Annotated in this window: 17 protein-coding genes and 1 pseudogene; 15 read left to right on the top strand and 3 right to left on the bottom strand. The window is 66.1% G+C overall.

Going from position 1 to position 17,011, the window contains the following annotated elements; all coding sequences use genetic code 11:
* The first annotated feature begins 11 nt into the window (after positions 1-11).
* The 9 genes from D7Y04_RS40190 to D7Y04_RS40150 all read left to right on the top strand — a co-directional run bounded on the left by D7Y04_RS40190 (position 12) and on the right by D7Y04_RS40150 (position 5,201).
* Positions 12-929, top strand: a complete 918-nt coding sequence (locus D7Y04_RS40190) for a major capsid protein (RefSeq protein WP_121762769.1) — start codon at positions 12-14, stop codon at positions 927-929.
* Positions 930-1,045: 116 nt separating this feature from the next.
* Positions 1,046-1,489 (top strand): hypothetical protein, encoded by a 444-nt coding sequence (locus tag D7Y04_RS40185; protein WP_147477301.1) that lies wholly within the window; start codon positions 1,046-1,048, stop codon positions 1,487-1,489.
* Between the two features lie 21 nt (positions 1,490-1,510).
* Positions 1,511-2,002: a DnaT-like ssDNA-binding protein gene (locus tag D7Y04_RS40180; protein WP_121762767.1), complete on the top strand. Its 492-nt coding sequence runs from the start codon at positions 1,511-1,513 to the stop codon at positions 2,000-2,002.
* Positions 1,999-2,385, top strand: coding sequence for a hypothetical protein (locus tag D7Y04_RS40175; protein ID WP_121762766.1), 387 nt, complete (start codon positions 1,999-2,001; stop codon positions 2,383-2,385). Before D7Y04_RS40180 ends, D7Y04_RS40175 begins: the two co-directional genes overlap by 4 nt.
* Positions 2,382-2,801, top strand: coding sequence for an HK97 gp10 family phage protein (locus D7Y04_RS40170; RefSeq protein WP_121762765.1), 420 nt, complete (start codon positions 2,382-2,384; stop codon positions 2,799-2,801). The genes D7Y04_RS40175 and D7Y04_RS40170 overlap by 4 nt, the downstream gene beginning before the upstream one ends.
* Positions 2,798-3,217: a phage tail terminator-like protein gene (locus D7Y04_RS40165; RefSeq protein ID WP_121762764.1), complete on the top strand. Its 420-nt coding sequence runs from the start codon at positions 2,798-2,800 to the stop codon at positions 3,215-3,217. Before D7Y04_RS40170 ends, D7Y04_RS40165 begins: the two co-directional genes overlap by 4 nt.
* Before the next feature lie 30 nt (positions 3,218-3,247).
* The gene (locus tag D7Y04_RS40160) at positions 3,248-4,396 is read left to right on the top strand and encodes a phage tail tube protein (RefSeq protein ID WP_121762763.1); all 1,149 of its coding nucleotides are present in this window, start codon (positions 3,248-3,250) and stop codon (positions 4,394-4,396) included.
* Between the two features lie 47 nt (positions 4,397-4,443).
* On the top strand, positions 4,444-4,899 hold the full coding sequence (locus D7Y04_RS40155) for a hypothetical protein (RefSeq protein WP_121762762.1): 456 nt from the start codon (positions 4,444-4,446) through the stop codon (positions 4,897-4,899).
* Positions 4,900-4,946: 47 nt separating this feature from the next.
* Positions 4,947-5,201 carry a hypothetical protein gene (locus D7Y04_RS40150; protein WP_121762761.1) on the top strand — a complete coding sequence of 85 codons (255 nt, stop codon included), beginning with the start codon at positions 4,947-4,949 and terminating at the stop codon, positions 5,199-5,201.
* Positions 5,202-5,233: 32 nt separating this feature from the next.
* Here the strand turns inward: D7Y04_RS40150 and D7Y04_RS40145 are convergent, their stop codons facing one another.
* Entirely contained in the window at positions 5,234-5,812 is a 579-nt protein-coding gene (locus D7Y04_RS40145; protein ID WP_121762760.1) for a hypothetical protein, read from the bottom strand.
* A 109-nt stretch (positions 5,813-5,921) separates the two neighbouring features.
* Between D7Y04_RS40145 and D7Y04_RS40140 the strand changes: the two genes are divergently transcribed.
* Together D7Y04_RS40140 and D7Y04_RS40135 are read left to right on the top strand one after the other, a co-directional pair.
* Positions 5,922-9,635, top strand: a complete 3,714-nt coding sequence (locus tag D7Y04_RS40140; protein WP_121762759.1) for a phage tail tape measure protein — start codon at positions 5,922-5,924, stop codon at positions 9,633-9,635.
* Positions 9,636-10,025: 390 nt separating this feature from the next.
* Complete coding sequence (locus tag D7Y04_RS40135) at positions 10,026-11,312, top strand: tail fiber protein (protein WP_121762758.1); 1,287 nt, start codon at positions 10,026-10,028, stop codon at positions 11,310-11,312.
* A 320-nt stretch (positions 11,313-11,632) separates the two neighbouring features.
* On the opposite strand, the pseudogene D7Y04_RS46975 reads toward D7Y04_RS40135, so the two are convergent.
* Positions 11,633-12,026, bottom strand: a pseudogene (locus D7Y04_RS46975) (hypothetical protein); the annotation flags it as partial.
* Between the two features lie 45 nt (positions 12,027-12,071).
* Positions 12,072-12,863 carry a fibrinogen-like YCDxxxxGGGW domain-containing protein gene (locus D7Y04_RS40120; RefSeq protein ID WP_121762757.1) on the bottom strand — a complete coding sequence of 264 codons (792 nt, stop codon included), beginning with the start codon at positions 12,861-12,863 and terminating at the stop codon, positions 12,072-12,074.
* Between the two features lie 313 nt (positions 12,864-13,176).
* On the opposite strand from D7Y04_RS40120, the gene D7Y04_RS40115 reads away from it, so the two are divergent.
* The 4 genes from D7Y04_RS40115 to D7Y04_RS44230 all read left to right on the top strand — a co-directional run bounded on the left by D7Y04_RS40115 (position 13,177) and on the right by D7Y04_RS44230 (position 16,957).
* Positions 13,177-13,764 (top strand): phage tail protein, encoded by a 588-nt coding sequence (locus D7Y04_RS40115; protein ID WP_121762756.1) that lies wholly within the window; start codon positions 13,177-13,179, stop codon positions 13,762-13,764.
* Entirely contained in the window at positions 13,761-14,456 is a 696-nt protein-coding gene (locus D7Y04_RS40110; RefSeq protein WP_121762755.1) for a phage minor tail protein L, read from the top strand. The genes D7Y04_RS40115 and D7Y04_RS40110 overlap by 4 nt, the downstream gene beginning before the upstream one ends.
* A gap of 265 nt (positions 14,457-14,721) precedes the next feature.
* Positions 14,722-15,498, top strand: coding sequence for a diguanylate cyclase domain-containing protein (locus D7Y04_RS40105; RefSeq protein ID WP_158627675.1), 777 nt, complete (start codon positions 14,722-14,724; stop codon positions 15,496-15,498).
* A 256-nt stretch (positions 15,499-15,754) separates the two neighbouring features.
* Positions 15,755-16,957, top strand: coding sequence for a phospholipase D family protein (locus D7Y04_RS44230; protein WP_147477300.1), 1,203 nt, complete (start codon positions 15,755-15,757; stop codon positions 16,955-16,957).
* Positions 16,958-17,011 lie beyond the last annotated feature (54 nt).

Here is a 17,011-nt window from a genome sequence, read left to right as displayed (position 1 = left end):
AAAGCCTTTCCATGCCTTCCGTCATCCTTTCCGAGGCCGCCAAGCTGTCGAACAACGACCTGGTGGCCGGCATCGTCGAGAACATCGTCACGGTGGACCGCTTCTTCGGCGTCCTCCCCTTCGAGCCCGTCGAGGGCCCCGCGGCCGTCTACAACCGGGAGAACGTCCTCGGCGACGTGCAGATGCTCGGCGTCGGCAGCTCCATCACCGCCAAGGCGGCCACCACCTTCACCCAGGTGACGAGCCCTCTGAAGCGCATCGTCGGCGACGCCGAGGTGGACAACTTCATCGAGGCCACGCACTCGGACACGACGGACCAGCTCGCCGTGCAGGTGGCCGGCAAGGCCAAGGCGGTGGGCCGGAAGTACTCCAACCTCCTCATCAACGGGACGGGGGCCAACGATGAGTTCGTCGGCCTCCTGGGCCTCGCCAGCTCGGGCCAGACGCTGACGGCGGGCGCCAACGGCGGGGCCCTCTCCTTCGAGATGCTGGACGAGCTGCTGGACGCGGTGAAGGCGAAGGACGGGAAGGTGGACTTCCTGATGATGCACGGCCGCACCATCCGCTCGCTGAAGTCGCTGCTGCGCGGCCAGGGCGGCGCCGGCATCGTCGAGACGCTGAAGCTGCCGAGCGGCGAGGAGGTGCTGGAGTACGAGGGCGTCCCCGTCTTCCGCAACGACTGGATGCCCACCAACCAGACGCAGGGCAGCAGCACGACGTCCACCAGCATCGTCGCTGGCTGCCTGGATGATGGCAGCCAGCGGGTGGGCATCGCCGGCCTGCACGCGAAGAAGGCCATGGGCATCCAGGTGAAGAACATCGGCGAGTCCGAGACGAAGGACGAGTCCATCACCCGCGTGAAGTTCTACTGCGGCCTGGCCGTGTACAGCGACCTCGCGCTCGCCGTGGCGAAGGGCGTCACCAACTAGCAGTGGCGGGGCAGGACCCGGGCGCGCCTTGCGCGTCCTCGCGGCCAGCGTGCCTGGCGCTGCACCTCACAACCTCGCGGCCGGCGGGCGCTGGCCGCATTCCCTAGGAGTACTCCGTGGCTGCTCGTGTCGTGGAAGTGAAGCTGGTGGGCCCGAGGGCGGGGCAGTCGTGCGTCCTCGCGGGCTTCGATTTCGTGGATGGCGTGGCGCGGGTGCCGGCGGATGCGTCGGCCGCGCTCGGCATCCTGGCGACGTACCACTCGGCGTACCCGCGCGACTCGCGGGACTTCGAGGCGGCCCGGGAGAAGTGGGAGGAGAGCCAGTGGAAGGGCGCCTCTGCGGGCGAGGCGGCGGTGAGCGAGAAGGACCTGGCGCGCGTGCGGACCGCGATGGAGGACCTCCAGGCCGAACTGGAGGCGACGCGGCGCGCGCGGGAGGACCTGGAGGCCCGGCTGGCGCGCGCGGAGGGCGCTGGGAAGGGCACCAGCACCTCGGCCACCGAGGCGCCCACTGCCGAGGCCCAGGAGAAGGCGCCCAAGGCCGGCAAGGCGGCGAAGTAGTCCGCGCACGAGGACCTGCCCATGTCACTCGACAGCACTCCCGGCGGCCCGCTCGCCGACTCCTACTGCGACGTCGTGGAGGCGGACGCCTACCACGCGGCGCGCGGCCACAACGACGCCTGGGCCGCCGCCGACACCGAGACAAAGGAGCGGCATCTGAAGTGGGCGACGTCTGTCCTGGACTCCCGCTGCGAGTGGCTGGGCGCGCGCGCTGACGCGGAGCAGGCCCTGGCCTGGCCGCGCCGGGGCGTGGTGCTGGACGGGTGCCCGCTGGCGGCCGACGCCGTCCCCCGGCGGGTGAAGTCCGCGGTGGCGGAGTTCGCCTTCCGACTGCTGGGCGAGGACTGGACGGCTGGCCTCGGTCCTGTGGTGGACGAGGGCGTGCAGGTGGGCCCGCTGAAGACGTCGAAGGAGACGCACCGGCCCATCCCCTCCCAGGTGCTGGCGCTGCTGGGGCCCCTCATCCAGGGCAGCCCCAGCGGCATCCGCGTCCACACCACGGTGCGCGGATGAGCGCCCAGGCGGACAGGCTCGCCGCCAAGTCGCTGGCGCTGGTGAAGCGCTACGGCCAGCAGGCCACCCTCACGCGGGCCGGGCCGGGCACGTACGACGTGGCCACGGCGAAGGTGGTGGCGTCCACCGCGGCGTACCCCGTCCAGGTGCTGGTGCAGGCGGACAGCGGCCAAGACAAGGAGGGCGACAGCCTCACCGACGGCGGCACCACGCGCGCGGACCGGCGGAAGGTACTCGTCGCGGCCGGCGGCCTGCCGGTGGTGCCGGCGCCGGGCGACACCGTGGGGCCACTGGAGGGCCGCACCTGGCGCGTGCTGCGGACCGACCCGCCGACGCAGCTGGGCGGCACCCCCATCCTCTTCAACCTCCGGGTGTCCGCATGACGAAGGTGGACAGGCGCATCCGCAAGGGCGCCCGCTTCTCGACGCAGGTGCAGGCCTTCGTGAAGGCCACTGAGGCCCGCGCCAACGAGGTGGTGCGCAAGACGGCGCTGGGCATCCTGGCCAACGTTGTCACCGCCTCCCCGGTGGACACTGGCCGCTTCCGGGGCAACTGGCAGGTGGGGCTGGGCGACAGGCCCGCAGGCACCGTGGACGCGGAGGACAAGGACGGCAGCGCCGTCGTCTCCCGCGAGGGCGCGAAGCTGGAGGGGGTGGAACTGGGCGAGACCGTCTACATCACCAACAACCTCCCCTACGCCCGCCGGCTGGAGTTCGGCTGGAGCCAGCAGGCCCCGAAGGGGATGGTGCGCACCACCCTGGCCCAGGTGAATGAAATCCTCGAGGAGGCGGCGAAGTGAGTGCCGTCCTCCTGGACATCCCCCGGGCACTGGAGGCGCACGCCACGGCGGTGCTGGCGCCCGTGGTGGGGGCGGACAACATCGCCTTCCCCAACGTTGTCTACGCCCCGAAGGAGGGCACGCCCTGGGCGCGGGTGGACCATCTGCCCGCGCGCACGGCCGCTGCCGGCCTGGGCCTGGACGCGCAGACGCGCCACCCGGGCGTCTTCCAGGTGTCCCTCTTCTTCCCCCTGGGCGAGGGCGCCGGGACCGCCAACACCGCCGCCCAGGCCGTGTGCGACGGCTTCGCGCGCGGCACCTCGCTGCAGGCGGGCACCACCGTCGTCCGCATCCTGTCCGCCTCCGCCGGGCCCGGCCTCCGCGAGGAGCCCTGGTGGATGCGTCCCGTTTCCGTCTTCTGGCTCGTCCACGCGTAGCACCGTCGCCTCGCGCGACAGGAGAAACCCATGCCTTCCGCTTCCGGCCAGCGCACCGCGCTGCGCTTCACCTCCGAGGCCAGCTTCGGCGTCGCGGCCAGCACCACCTACAAGGCCCTGCGCTTCACCAGCACCGGCCTCAACCTCTCGAAGGCCAACTACCAGTCCAACGAGATTCGCGCCGACAGGCACCTCTCCGACTTGCGCCACGGCATGGTGAGCGTCGGCGGGGACATCGGCGTCGAGCTCTCCCTCGGCACCTTCGATGACCTCTTGGAGGCCGCCCTCAGCGGCACCTGGGCTTCGGCCACCACCGGCAGCGTCTCCCTCTCCGCCGACGCGGCCACCGGCGCCTTCATGCGCACCGCCGGCAGCTTCCTCGCGGATGGCTTCCTGCCTGGGGACCAGGTGCTGGTGTCCGGCTTCGCGGAAGCGGGCAACAACGGCCGCGCGCGCGTCGAGGCCGTCACCGCGCTGGCCCTCACCGTGGACCTGGAGCTGGAGGACGACGCGGCCGCCGCCGGGCGCACCGTGGCGCTGGTGGGCCGCCTGCTGAAGTCCGGCACCGTCCTGAAGACGTTCTCCTTCGAGCGCGCCTTCACGGACATCAACCAGTACGCCCTCTACCGCGGCTGCGCGGTGGACTCGCTGAAGCTCTCCATCAAGCCCGAGGAGATCATCACCGGCACCTTCGCGTTGCTGGGCAAGGACATGCAGATGGCCACGGCGTCGCACGCGGCCACCGTCACGCCCCCGGGCACCAACAGCCCCTTCGACGCCTTCACCGGCAGCCTGCGCGAGGGCGGGCAGCTGGTGGCCAACGTCACGTCCCTGGACCTGGACATCACCAACGGACGCTCCACGAAGGGCGTCATCGGCCAGCGCTCCGCCACGGAGATTCACGAGGGCGGCTTCGGCGTCTCCGGCACCCTCAGCGCCTACTTCATGGGGCAGGACTTGCTGGCGAAGTTCTTGGACGAGGCTGAGTCCTCGCTGGAGGTGGTGCTCCAGGACGTCAACGGGACGGACTTCCACACCCTCCGGGTTCCCCGCCTCAAGTACACGGGCGGCGAGCTCGACAACCCGAAGGAAGGCCCCGTCCAGGTGTCCATGCCCTTCACGGCGCTGCTCGACTCCGCGTCCGGCGCCTCCATCCTCTACCAGCGCAGCAACGCGTAGCCCGCGGCCTGCGCAGCCCTTCCTCCCCTCACCACCAGGAGTCCCGCATGAGCACCGCCCCCGCCACCTCCGGCTTCGACCTCTCCAGCCTCATCCGCCACGACACCCTCGCCGTGGACATCCTCCATCCCATCACCGGCCAGCCGACCGGCATGCAGGTGGAGGTGGCCAGTGCGGACTCGCCCCGCTACCGCGAGGCCACGCGCGCCATTATCGAGAAGGTCACCGCCAGCGCGCCGCGCGCCGGCCGCCGCGCTCGGCAGGAGCCGCCCCGGGACATGGAGGCCGACGCGCTGGAGCTGCTGGTGGCCTGCACCGCCTCCTGGACGGGCGTCATGGAGGGCGGTGCGGCGGTGCCTCTCACGCCGGACAACGCCCGGCGCCTCTTCACCGCCCATCCCTGGCTGCGCCGCCAGGTGGACGAGGCGGTGCAGGACCGCGCGAGTTTTTTCGAGGAGAGGGCGAGCGACTCCTCGTCTTCGCCCGCCACGAATTCCGCCTGAGCCGCACCGATGCGGAGGGCGTCTCCGTCCGCGCCCACCTGGAGCAGGTGGAGCGCGCCACCGGGAAGCCGCCGCCGGAGCTGCTGGAGGCGCCCCCGCTGCCTGACGCCCTCGCCCACGTCTGGGGGTGGTTCGCGGATCTGTCCAACGCCCGCGGCGCCGGCGCCTTCACCCTCAACCCCATCTCCTTCCCGGACATGGAGTCCTGGGGGCGCCTCTCCGGCAACAGGCCCACGCCCTTCGAGGTGCAGTTGCTCCGACGGCTGGATGAAGCGTTCCTGGTCGAAGTCTCGAAGAAGTGAAGCCCAGCCGCGGGATGCGCGTGGAGACCAATTCACTTACAACTGGTGTGCTGCTCACCCCACGCCTTGAACGACGTGTCTCTGCAGAGAAGGTAGACGCACTTGCTGCTGATATACGAGCAGCAGGCCTGCGCGCCCTTCTCGGCGCAGGATGCCTGTTTCGCGTCCTTGAAGGTGGCAGGAGGCTTCGTCGCCCACGAAGGAACGGGGGCGCCAGCTTCGGCTGGCCCTGGTGCACCGCCGGCTTCTACGACCGCAGCTGCTGCGCCGCGAAGCTCCGCCACCGGCTTGGTCATCACGATGCCAGTGTCGCGGTCTCGAAGGCCGATGTGGGTAAACCCGTCTCGCTCCATCTCCTCCTTACCCGCATCAAGGCCTGGGAGGCCCTTCAGCATCGCCTCGCGGATCTGCGCTGGGTCTTGCGTGCCGTAGTTCCGCACAAGCAGAAACGTGGTGTGGCGCTCGCCTGTAGCTTCCCAGCTCAGGTCGTCGCCTCCGTACTTCTCATTCTCGCGTTGGACGCTGGCGATCCGCGCCTGCTCCATCTCCTTCTCCCGCCGGTCGCATGCGGAGAGGGACAGCAGGCCCATGAGGACGAGGTGTGCGCGCATGGTCGGAAGCCGACCACAAGCCATCGCTCGTCGCCACTGGGCAAGTCCGCCAGGGTGCCCCGCGTGACCCTGTCATTCCCAACTTCCCCTGCAGCAACCAAGGATCATCATGTCCGGCGGCTTCGACCTGGCTGAGCTGAGCATCCGCATCGACACTTCCGACGCGAAGGAGGCCGTCACGACGCTGGGTGGCGTGGAAGCGGCTGCCGAGAAGACGGAGCGGAAGACGACGGGCTTGGAGACGGCGACCGAGGCCCTCAGCAAGGCATTCGCCCAGGCGACGCGGAGCCTGGGCAACACGACGAAGGCCCTGGCCGACATCCGGTCCGCTACCTCGCACCTCTCGGTACTGGAGCAGTCGGCCGCGAAGATTCAGACGGCCTTTACTGCGACCGCGACGGCGACGGGGGCACTGGAGGCCCAGCTCATGTCCCTCGGAGGGGCGGCTGGGAAGCTCCAGGCAGCGCTCGCGGACACGTCCGCGCTGTCGCGCTTCTTGACGCACGTGGAGTCCCTCAACAAGCGCTTCGACGAGATGGGGAAGCAGAAGGAAGGCGTAGCGGACGCCCTCCGCAAGGTGCGGGAGGAGGCCGCGAAGGCCGAGCCTCCGGTGAGCAAGTTCGCGGACGGGATGAAGAGCCTGGCGGGCCAGTTCCTTGGCGTCGCGGCGGCGGGGGCTGCCATCAAGAGCGCCACCGAGGAGGCGCTGCGCTTCTCGACGGCCATGGCCCAGGTGTCCACGGTGCTTGAGCAGGACCAACTCGGGATGATGGACTCGCTCACCGCGAAGGTGAAGGAGCTGGGAAACCAGTTCGGCCGGACGCCCACGGACCAGGCCGGGGCGCTCTACGAAATCCTCAGCGCGGGTGCGAGCGACGCGGCGAAGGCCACGGAGTTGCTCACCGTGTCCAACAAGCTGGCCATCGGCGGCGTGACGGACGTGAGGACGGCAGCGGACGGCCTGACGGGCGTCATGGCCAGCTACGGGAGCCAGCTGCGCAACGTCACCCAGGCGGCGGACATGATGTTCGTCTCCGCGGCGGACGGGAAGACGAGCATCGAGGACCTCTCGCGCTTCATCGGTCGGGTGGCCCCTATCGCCTCCCAAACGGGAGTCAGCCTCGCGGAGCTGCTCGCGGCCACAGGCGCGCTGACGAAGAACAACATCCAGACGTCCACCTCCATGGAGGGACTGCGCGCCATCATTGCAGCCGTCGCGAAGCCGTCCCAGGAGGCATCGAAGCTCGCGAACGCCCTCGGCTTGGAGTTCTCCGTCACCGCCCTCAAGGCCCGCGGACTGGCGGGCTTCCTGGAGGAGGTGAACCAGAAGACCCACGGCAGCGCCGAGGAGATGGCCATGCTCTTCGGCGGGGTAGAAGCGCTGCTGCCGGTGATGACGCTCACTGGTACCGCGTCCGCAGACTTCGCGGCTTCGCTGAAGCACATGCAGGACTCCGCCGGACGCACCGAGGCGGCCTTCCAGAAGATGGCCTCGACGCCGCAGTTCGCCCTGGACCAGCTCCGGGCGCGTTTCTCAGAACTCCAGGGCGAGGTGGGTAGCGACATTCTTTCAGCCGCGGAGCCGGGCATCCGCGCGCTGACGGAGAACTTCGACACGGCGACCTACGCGGTGAAGCTCTTTGGGGAGGCACTGGTCGTGGTGGCCGCAATGCGGGGCGCGGCGTGGGCTCAGGAGTGGGTGAAGGGGCTGGTGTCGAAGGCCACAGCGCTCAACCAGGCGCGTGAGTCGGCGACGAACGCGGCGCTTGCCGAGGCGAAGTACACCCGGTCCGCTGACGAAAGCCGCATCGCCGCGCTGCGCTCTGCCCAGGCAATGTTGGAGAAGAAGTACGCGGCGCTGCAGGCCTCGGCGGCTGTTGAGGGCGGCCTGATGTCGGCGACGAAGAAGGCGACGCTGGCGTCCACGGAGCTGGCCTTGGCGAAGGTAAAGGAAGCGGCAGCCATCGAGGGGGCATCCGTGGCCGCGCGGGCCGGCAAGGCGGCGTTGGATTTCATGGGTGGGCCCATCGGAATCATCACGGGAGCGCTCACTCTTGCAGTGGCGGCCTTTCATGAACTTGGACGGGCGGCTGACGAAGCTCGCGAGAAGACGCGCCAGTTCGCACAGGAGTCCGGGTCGAACGCGAGCCGAGGAAGCCAAATCATCGTTGAGCTGCTGAAGGAAACCCGGGCCCTTCAGGACCAAGCCCGGGCAGCGACCGCGCTCAACATCGCGAAGGCCGAGATGGCGACGTTGGGCGGGCGGTATCAGGATCTCCTCACCGAAGAGGTGGACAGCGTCGGCAAGCTGTCCGCCGTCTACGAAAAGCTGACGCGCGAGGACCTTGCCAATGCCAGAGCCGAGGTGTCGCGCCTTGCTGACGAGGTGAAGAAAAAGCAGAACTTGATCATGACGGTGAATTACCGGTGGGGACTCGCCGACACCAAGGACTTCACCCGTGCCCGAAAAGACCCCAGGTTCGCGCCGCAGATCGAGGAGAAGCTGGTCCCTCTTGAGAAGGACCTTGCGGCCCAGCAGCAACGCGTCGCGGACATCGAAAAGGGCCTTCAGAGATTGAAGGAGGCACGGTCGGAGGAAGCGAGAGCAGGTGCGGCCGCCGCGAAGGAGAACTCCGCCAACACGAAGACCTCGCTCAAGGAGGCTGAGCAGGAGGAGAAGGCCCGGGAGAAGCTGCTGAAGCGCCAAGAACAGTGGCTGATGAACCTGGAGGAGGAGGCGCGCACCCTCGGCAAGACGAAGGACGAGGCGAAGCAGCTCTCCGACGAGTACCGCTCGATGACGGATCCGAAGATGAGGGCGCGGGCGGACGCGGCCATCGCTCAGCTGGAGGCCATCCGGAAGCAGAAGGAGGAGACGGAACGGGTGAAGAAGGCGGAGGAGGAAAGGGCGCGCGTGCTCCAGAGCCTCAACCGCGAGCTGGGCAACCAGGACACGGAGAAGTACAGCCAGGCCCAGAAGGTCCTCCGCGAGGAGCTGGAGGCGGGACGCCTCAAGGCCGCGGAGTTCGAAGCGGCCATGAAGAAGGCCCGGGCGATGTGGACGCCGGAAGGGAAGGCCGAGGCAGCGCTGAAGACGGAAATGGACCAGCTCGCCAAGCAGCTCAACCCCACGGCGGAGCTGCAGAAGCGGCTGGAGATGGTGAAGCAGCTCTTCGCCGAGGGGCGCATCACCGCGGAGCAGTACCGGCAGGAGGTGGAGCGCCTCCAGGACCAGCTGCACGGTGGCTTCAGCTACACGAAGGAGATTGTCGGCACGGCCACGCAGCACATGGCGGACGCCTTCGCGAACTTCGTCACCACGGGCCGGCTGGAGTTCTCGTCGCTGGTGGACGGCATCCTGAAGGACCTGGCGCGGCTCGCGGCGCAGAAGGCCTTCATGGCCCTCGTCAACCTGGGCATGGACGCCCTCAGCGGCACGGTGTCGTCCGGCAGCGGCTCCACCCTGGTGGGCGGCGCGGACATGAGCAGCACCTACGGATTCATGCTGGGCGGTGCGCACGCGTCCGGTGGGTCCGTCCGCGCGTCCCAAGCGCACCTGGTAGGCGAGCTCGGGCCGGAGCTCTTCATCCCCTCCAGCTCTGGCCGCATCGTCCCCAACGAGGCGCTCGGGGGAGGGGACGTGAGCCAGACCCTCTACATCACCGTCAACGCGGACGGCTCCTCCCAGGTGAGCGCGTCAGGGGAGGGCGGGCGCGCGGAGGCCGAGCGCCTCGGCCGACGCCTCGCCGACGCCGTGCGCAAGGTGATGCGAGAGGAGATGGCTCCAGGCGGGATGACGTACACGTTCGTCCGGGGGAGGTAGGCTGATGCTAACCACCCTATGTGGCTGATTGGCCTACTCTCTCGACGGGTAAAGGCTGCCTCCAGGGGTCATGAACACCCAGCCCTCAAGGGCACTCCTCATGTCCTCCTCTGTGCTGGATATAGTTTTCGATGCAGTACGTCCATGTCGCGGTGGCGATGATCTTTATCGAGAGCCCCTCGAAGTACTGATTCGGAAAGGCAAAATGCGACGATTTCGTCGGGAGTGGATTCTGATGAGTGCGCTTGCTCTTTTGCTTGCTGGATGCGTCAAAAACAAGGTTTGGGCTGGCGAGGATTCGGGGGGCGAGTGGGACGGGTCGACTCGGAGCGCTTGGTCTGGCGAAGGCTCCCAAAAAGTGAATCACTCTAGTGATAATGAGGGGCGCCAATGATTCGGACGCGACTCCAAGTGAACTGTGTTGCGCTCATGGTCGCTGTGACGACAATGGCGAGTTCGGCTCATGCAGAGCAGAGCTATTGTGTGGAGATACTGCGACAGGGGGTCTACGACTATTACAGCGAAAAGAATTCGTCGCTTCAGCTCTCGGACGTTCGGGCTGCGATCCTTGAGAGCGAGAGTCGTTCGCAAAGCGCGGCTGCCGGGGGAGGAGGGGGAGTCGGCTTTGGACCATTCTCGCTGGGCGGCCATTACTCGAAAGAAGAAGCTGAAGCTACGGCCAAGCTGTTTACGCGAGAAGACTCTGAGCTTGTGAACGTCAAGAGTGAGTTGCAGGTAAATATCAAACGTATCAATCCCAAGGCGTGGGATGCATTTAATCAGTGCATGGCGCTTGGAGTTCGAGGACTTCAGGTTCGCTACTCGATGCGCCCAGACTATGGTGCGTTTGCCATGTCACTTAGTCATGGAAGCCAAGGCTCCTCTGTGCGACTCGAACGACTTCAGATGAGTCCTGCGGGGGCATTTTCTTGCACTGGATCTCTGGCAGAAATGGCTCTGCGTGGGGGGACCATTACGAATAGAGCAGTTAATATGGTCTGCTCTCGCAAGATGGGGCTTGAGGGTGGATTCCGCGTCGCGCAGAGCGCAACGCTTACGGTTGATTCGGAGGAAGGGCAGATTGTGTATCATTTTCCTGCGCTTGCTCCGCCGGTTAAGAGAGAGGCAGCGCCAATTCCGATTGGATCTGTCGTGGCGTTTGCCGGGACGACGCCCCCTGATGGTTGGCTACTGTGTGATGGGGGGTTCTACAGTGCAAAGGCATATCCGGAGCTCGCCGTCGTTATTCAAGACGTCTATGGGGCTAAGTTTGAGCACTTCCGTGTGCCTGATCTGCGTGGGCGTTTTGTGCGAGGGTTGAATGGAAGTGGAGATGGGGAAAATCGCGATGTGGATGGCGCGAACCGGCAGCTCGGATCGGTTCAGGGTTATGCGACAGCCATGCCTAAGGTGCCGTTCAAAGTGACTGGCGATGGCTCTCACTCGCATGGCGGCATTGTTTTGGAGTCGGATGGGGTACAGACGCTGCATAGTGCCGACAATACTCCCGGAGAGCCGCGTTTGGACCGTGGGCACGGTATTTCCGGCGGGGGCCATGGTCACGGGGTCGGGGGGGGCGATACTGAGACCCGGCCTGCCAATATGGCGTTGAACTATATTATCCATGCTGGCCGCAAGAGTTCAGGCGCTGTCGTGGCTGGGCCAGAAACTCACTAGGTGCCAAATTCTCGCAGTTTGTTCTTGGTGATTTTCTGCGAGGACACTGCTTGCTTGGTGAGGGCAGCAGCTCGCCCCAATGCTTCGGAGCGGGCTGCTGTACTGCGAGCCGAACGTGTACCGGATGCCCATGCCAGCCATCCGCTCGCGGGCGTTGCCCTCCGCAAAGCCGAAGATGCCCAGGTTCTGCCGGAGCCGCGCCCCGCCCTCCAGGCGCGCGTATGCGCCCGTGAGGGAGGACGCGCCCACCTGGGCCTCCAGGTAGCCGGTCCGCACCGGCACGTCGCTCAGCACCCGCGACAGCCCCGCGGCGACGGCTACCTGCGGTGCAGCCCGGCCAGTTCCAGCCGCGCGTCCAGATCCTCCGGCGTGCGCGCGCAGAACTCCGCGAGCAGCCGCCGGGCGGCGTCCGTGCGGCTTGCGCGCACGACGGCGGTGGCGGCCTTGCGCGTAAGGGCCACGCGCTCCGCCTCGCGGCGCATCCACGTCCGCGGGCGACAGGGCCAGCACCGCCTCAAAGTCCTCCAGCGCGGCGCGGGCATCCGTGGTCAGCCGCAGCTCGCCCCGGCGGATTCGCGCGGGCGCGAAGGTCGCGTCGCGCTCCAGCGCCTCGGCGAGGAAGGCCTCCTCGCGGCTCGTGCCCGCGGCCAGCAGCGACGCGCGGAAGAGCAGCTTCGCGCCCGCCCGCGCATCCGCCACCAGCGTGGCCCGCCGCGTACAGCCGGGCTCCGTCCGTCTGACGAGAGCCCTACGTTGGCACTACCACCTCACGAAGCGCGTAATGCGGCGGACACGCGTGTGCTGCGTGCCGTCGGTTACAAGCCCGAGTTCAACCGCCACGGAGCTATTCAAATGAGGTCCAACCCTGCCATCCTCAATTGGGGCTTCGGCATCGGCACCGAGATTATATGCCCAGCAGCCAGAGTAATGCTGCGTGACATTCGCGTAATTGAGCGAACACTGCGCCAGAGAAGTAGCATCGCCATCGTAATCCGGAGACGCCCATCCCGAAGAAAACTGCCTGTCGTAGACAGCAAGACTACCACCAAGTTGCTGGGGCCCATGGAACCTCATCGTGCTGGAATTGAACCCATCAGTCCGGGCCGTGAAAAGGATGGCAGTCTTGCCTCGAAGATCCTCGACGACATCCATATACCTGACAGCATCTGTGAACTCTGTCTTGCGGTAGAGATAGAGGCTGCCCTCATAGAAGTTGGAATCCAAGCTGGGTCGGCCGCGGCGGCCCAGGCGCTCCGCATAGGGGATGTTCCAGAAGTCGGTTGTGTTGGTGCCGAGCACGCTGTTGTAGACCATCGCCCACCCTCCCCCTTGCGTCTCCATGTCGCAGTACGTAGTGAGGGCCTGCGTGCCATCGGGCTTGAGAAAGTAGACGCCTGAGCGCCGGACGCCCATGGCATAGAGATGCTGGCAGCTCCGCAAGGCCAGATCGGGGGAATCCCCATACCACGGCTCAGCCAGTGCCGGAGTCGTGGGGAGTGCGACCAAGAGCGTGAGAACTGAGCAAGCAGTCAGGAAGTGCTTCGAAGGCATTCAAATGCTCCAGTGAATGGACATGCTGGTCGATAGCCAGCCATCAACTCTCATACCAGCTTTCGACGATCGGGCCGGAGTGGCCCGCCTCGTTGTCTACGCTCGCTGGCCCGGGTCAGCTCCGAACCAGGGCGGGGCGCGGTGAACACCTACGACAGGCGCACTCTCATCGCAGGGGCTCGCCACATAAAGCGCGGACAAACCCTGGTATCCAACTGGTGCCAGGCAGAAGTGCCGCTCTGGGGCCGTCGTCCACGCCTCCGCCGAAGATGGCTTGGATGAGCAGGCTGGATCTCGGCGGGAGGCGGTAGGCATGGAGCGCTTCCCCTTCACCCCCGACTATGGCGCCCAGGCGGACGCGGCGCCGCGCGTGCGCAGGGCGCAGTTCGGCGACGGCTATTCGCAGCGCTCAGGGGACGGCCTCAACCCCGTCCTGCGGCGCTGGGCCCTCCAGTTCTCTAACCTCGCGAAGTTAAACGCGGACGCCCTGGAGGCCTTCCTGCGCGCACGCGCGGGCGTCGAGCCCTTCGAGTTCGTCACCCCGGACACGGCCTGGTCCGTCGCCGTGCAGCCCTTCGGGGCGGGGGACGGGGCCCGGACGCAGTGGCTCCTGCGGCGACCGCTGTCCCCGGAGACGCCGGAGCTGCTGGTGCCGGCCACGAACTGGACGGCGCCGCCGACCATCTACGTCGCGGGCGTCGCCCAGGTGGCGGGGACCGCCTACGTGCTCTCCGCCTCGGGGCTCGTCACCTTCGCTGTGGCGCCAGCCACCGGGGCCGCGCTCACCTTCACCGGCGCGGGCGAGCTGGCGGCGCACGTCGTGTGCGAGGAGTGGCACCGCACCGCGAAGGGCTTCAACGCCTACGACTTCACCGCGACGTTCCAGGAGGAGGCAGGGTGAGCATCGCCAGCGACATCCAAAGGCTGGACGCAGGGGCCCTCGTGGAGCTCTTCGTCCTGGACGCCACCAACCTGCCTGGCGGGGGCGTCAGCCACTTCCACGCGGGCACCAACGGCCTCCGCGGGCCCGTCGTCTGGCAGGGCATGGCGTACGAGCCCTGGGCTATCCAGGTGAAGGGCTTCGACAAGTCCGGCATGGGGCGGCTACCCCGGCCCACCCTGACGCTCGCCAACGTCGCCGGCACCATCGGCGCCATGGCGAGGGACCTGAACGATCTGCTGGGCGCGCGCGTCCTGCGGAAGCGCACCTTCGTCCGCTACCTGGATGCGGTGAACTTCCCCGGAGGCATCAACCCCACCGCCTCGCCGCTGGACGCCTTCCCGGACGACGAGTTCGTGGTGGACCAGAAGACGGTGGAGAACAAGCACGTCATCGAGTTCAGCCTGGCTGCGAAGTGCGACCTGGATGGCGTCCGCATCCCCTTGCGCATCATCACGCAGCTGTGCCCCTGGGAGTACCGCGGCGAGGGCTGCGGCTACGCGGGGCCGCCAGTGGCGAAGGTGAACGACACGCCTACGTCCAGCGCCATAGAGGACCGGTGCGGGAAGCGCCTCGCCAGTTGCAAGCTGCGCTTCGGAGTCGCTGCCGTCCTGCCGTACGGAGGGTTCCCGGCAGTGGGACTCATCCGCTGAACTCCGACTCCTTCCGGGTGGATTCAGACCCGGCTGGCGGCTCGTTGCGAGCTTGTCGCCCTGCCAACTTCTTCTATTGTTGTTCATCAAGACGGGCCGTTGCCCGCCTTGGTGAACTGGGGATTCATTCGGCATGGCAGAGTACAAAAATGATGCTCGCTTCCTGGAATTACAATTTCTTGCCCGGTTCGAGCAGACTCGGTGGGTCAGTAGGCAATTCCCGAGAGGGGGAGGGGGATCATTCGAGGCTGCAAAGGAAGTACAGATGGTCCTCTCCCTCTTCTTTAGGGGGATGATCAATGGCCCCGACATCAGGAAGAGCCTTTACGTGCCAGGCAGTGGCGGCCTCGACGCGGTTGCAGAGGAACTTGAGCGGAGGGAGCGACTCGGTCGCGCGGAGTTTGTCTCAAGGCTCCTAGATGGCCAGAGTGTAGAGTTGGAACTGGGGCACTTGGGCCGTCTCCGGTTGGCGGAGCTGCAGGACCAGCTTCGTTCCACTCGTCTGCATGAACCGTTTGGAATCCTTTATGACGGTCGCCATGCGGAGCGCGACTTGGCGATTGCCATCATGAACATCCAGGAGGAGTCGCCGGTGTCGGTGGCCTACCTCGACATGAACGGGCTCAAGGCGTTCAACGAAGACGGCGACCATGCAACGGGGGACGAAGCCATCAAGGCCTTCTTCCATGCCATCGAGAAGGCCGTGTCCGATGTTGGGGACGCCTACCGGAAGGGCGGTGACGAGGTCGTCGTTGTTATGCCAGCAACGCCACTGGAACAGGCTCAGAGGCGCATGGGTGCAGCGCTGGCATCGCTCTCAGGGGAAACGGTCAAAGTGAAAGGGGAACCTCGTCACCTGTCATCCTCGTGTGGCCTCGTGGCCGTGAAGGATGTGAAGGCTCAGGCGAGCGAGGTGATTCACCGCGCCGACCTCGTCCAGAAGAGCGCGAAGGACCGGTCGAAGGCGGACCCCTTGCGGCGGAAAAGCGTGCTGGCGACTCGTGTCACAGAGAACGCAGAACCTGCGTTTGAGGTCATCTGAGAGCGACTTCTTCTTCGCGGAAGTCTACTGGTCGGTCGTTGAAGTAGACCGGTACCTCTCTGGATAATATGACCTATGGTGTGAGCCGCCAAAGTCATGTCCACACAGTTCTGGGGCTCTGGGAGCACTGCTATTTTTCCCAACAGCATAATGGTCATTTGGTCGGCATTGGTGACGCAACGGCGGTAGACGCGGTGGGGCATCTGGGTTGGATGTCTCATTTTCTGCGACGCTCTTTGGCCTGGAGGCCAATTGTATGGCAGAGAATTTCACGGTCTTGGCATCTACAGCAGATACGATGGATGCGCTTCGCAGGCTTGTGGCTTGGGCCTCGGATATTGACTTGGTTTACGCGTGGGCTAGCTCGGCTGGAGGAACAGCAGAGCATTGGAAGTGCCTACCCCTTGAGCGTGTCCGCCGGGCCGTTATCGGGATCCACTTCGCTCAGACCGAGCCCCAGGTTCTGGTCGAACTTGGCAATGCTAAAGTCCTTCGTGTCATTGAGGACACCTCTGGTGTCTTCCATCCGAAGTTGCTTGTCGGACGACGCGGAGGGCAGGTGCGTGCTCTCTGGGGATCTTCGAACTTCACCCGGGGAGGCTTTCATGGGAACACGGAACTGAACGTCCTTTTTGAGGGAGATGCTCAGTGCAATGCTGCGGGCACCCTGCTTTCGTTTGTGGATGCAGCTTGGCACGACCCGCGTGCATTCACGCCAAGCGCGGCATGGTTGGCCGCATATCATGAATTGTATGAAAGCAGGCCTAAGCCTCCAATAAAGAAGGCGCCCCAGCCTTTGCCTGCTAACGCCGCAGTGTGCCTGGGAGACCTAAGTTGCGACTGGGCGGGATATTATGCCCTCATCGCTCGTCAGGAGAGGCGGGCTCTGGCTAACGGTTTTGAGATTCGCGTTTTCGATCACCCGGACGGCTCTTATCTAGGGGAGGCCGAAGCCTGTCGGGAAGCGTTCCATCGTTGGCCAGCGTTCGCTTCAATGCCAGAAGATGAGCGCAAGCTGGTGGCTGGATGGGGGCGGGACACCACCGGCTACTTTGGGCGAATGCAAGGGGCGGGCTACTTCAAGCAGCTCACCACCGACTCTCCCAAGCAGTTGGGGCGCTTCTTGGATGCTGTTCCAGTCAGGGGGCGTGTGTCGCACGACGTGGTTGAGGCCTACCTCGACGGAGTTCTTGCTCTGAGGGGTGTTGGGTTGGGAGCTGCCACCCGCCTTCTCGCCATGAAACGGCCGGACGTCTTCCTCTCGGTCAACAACGCCAACCGAAGGCGTCTCTGGCAGGTCTTCGGAACTGTCCCGACCAGCGCGACCACCTACGTCAAGTTCCTCGACACCCTTTGGTCCTTTCCCTGGTTTGCCGCTTCACGTCCACTGGTGCCGGTTGAGGCGCGGGTCTGGAGATGTCGGATCGCACTGCTCGACACCCTGCTGTACGAGCTCTGAGAGATCCCCTCATTTCGGCAAGCTGATCGCCAGCCGCCTGCCTGCCAGGCCCGT

This window comes from Corallococcus sp. AB038B, from assembly GCF_003668955.1.
Taxonomy (GTDB): domain Bacteria; phylum Myxococcota; class Myxococcia; order Myxococcales; family Myxococcaceae; genus Corallococcus; species Corallococcus exiguus.
Note: the sequence above shows the minus strand (reverse complement) of the source record. Positions and strands in the feature narration are given on the sequence as shown.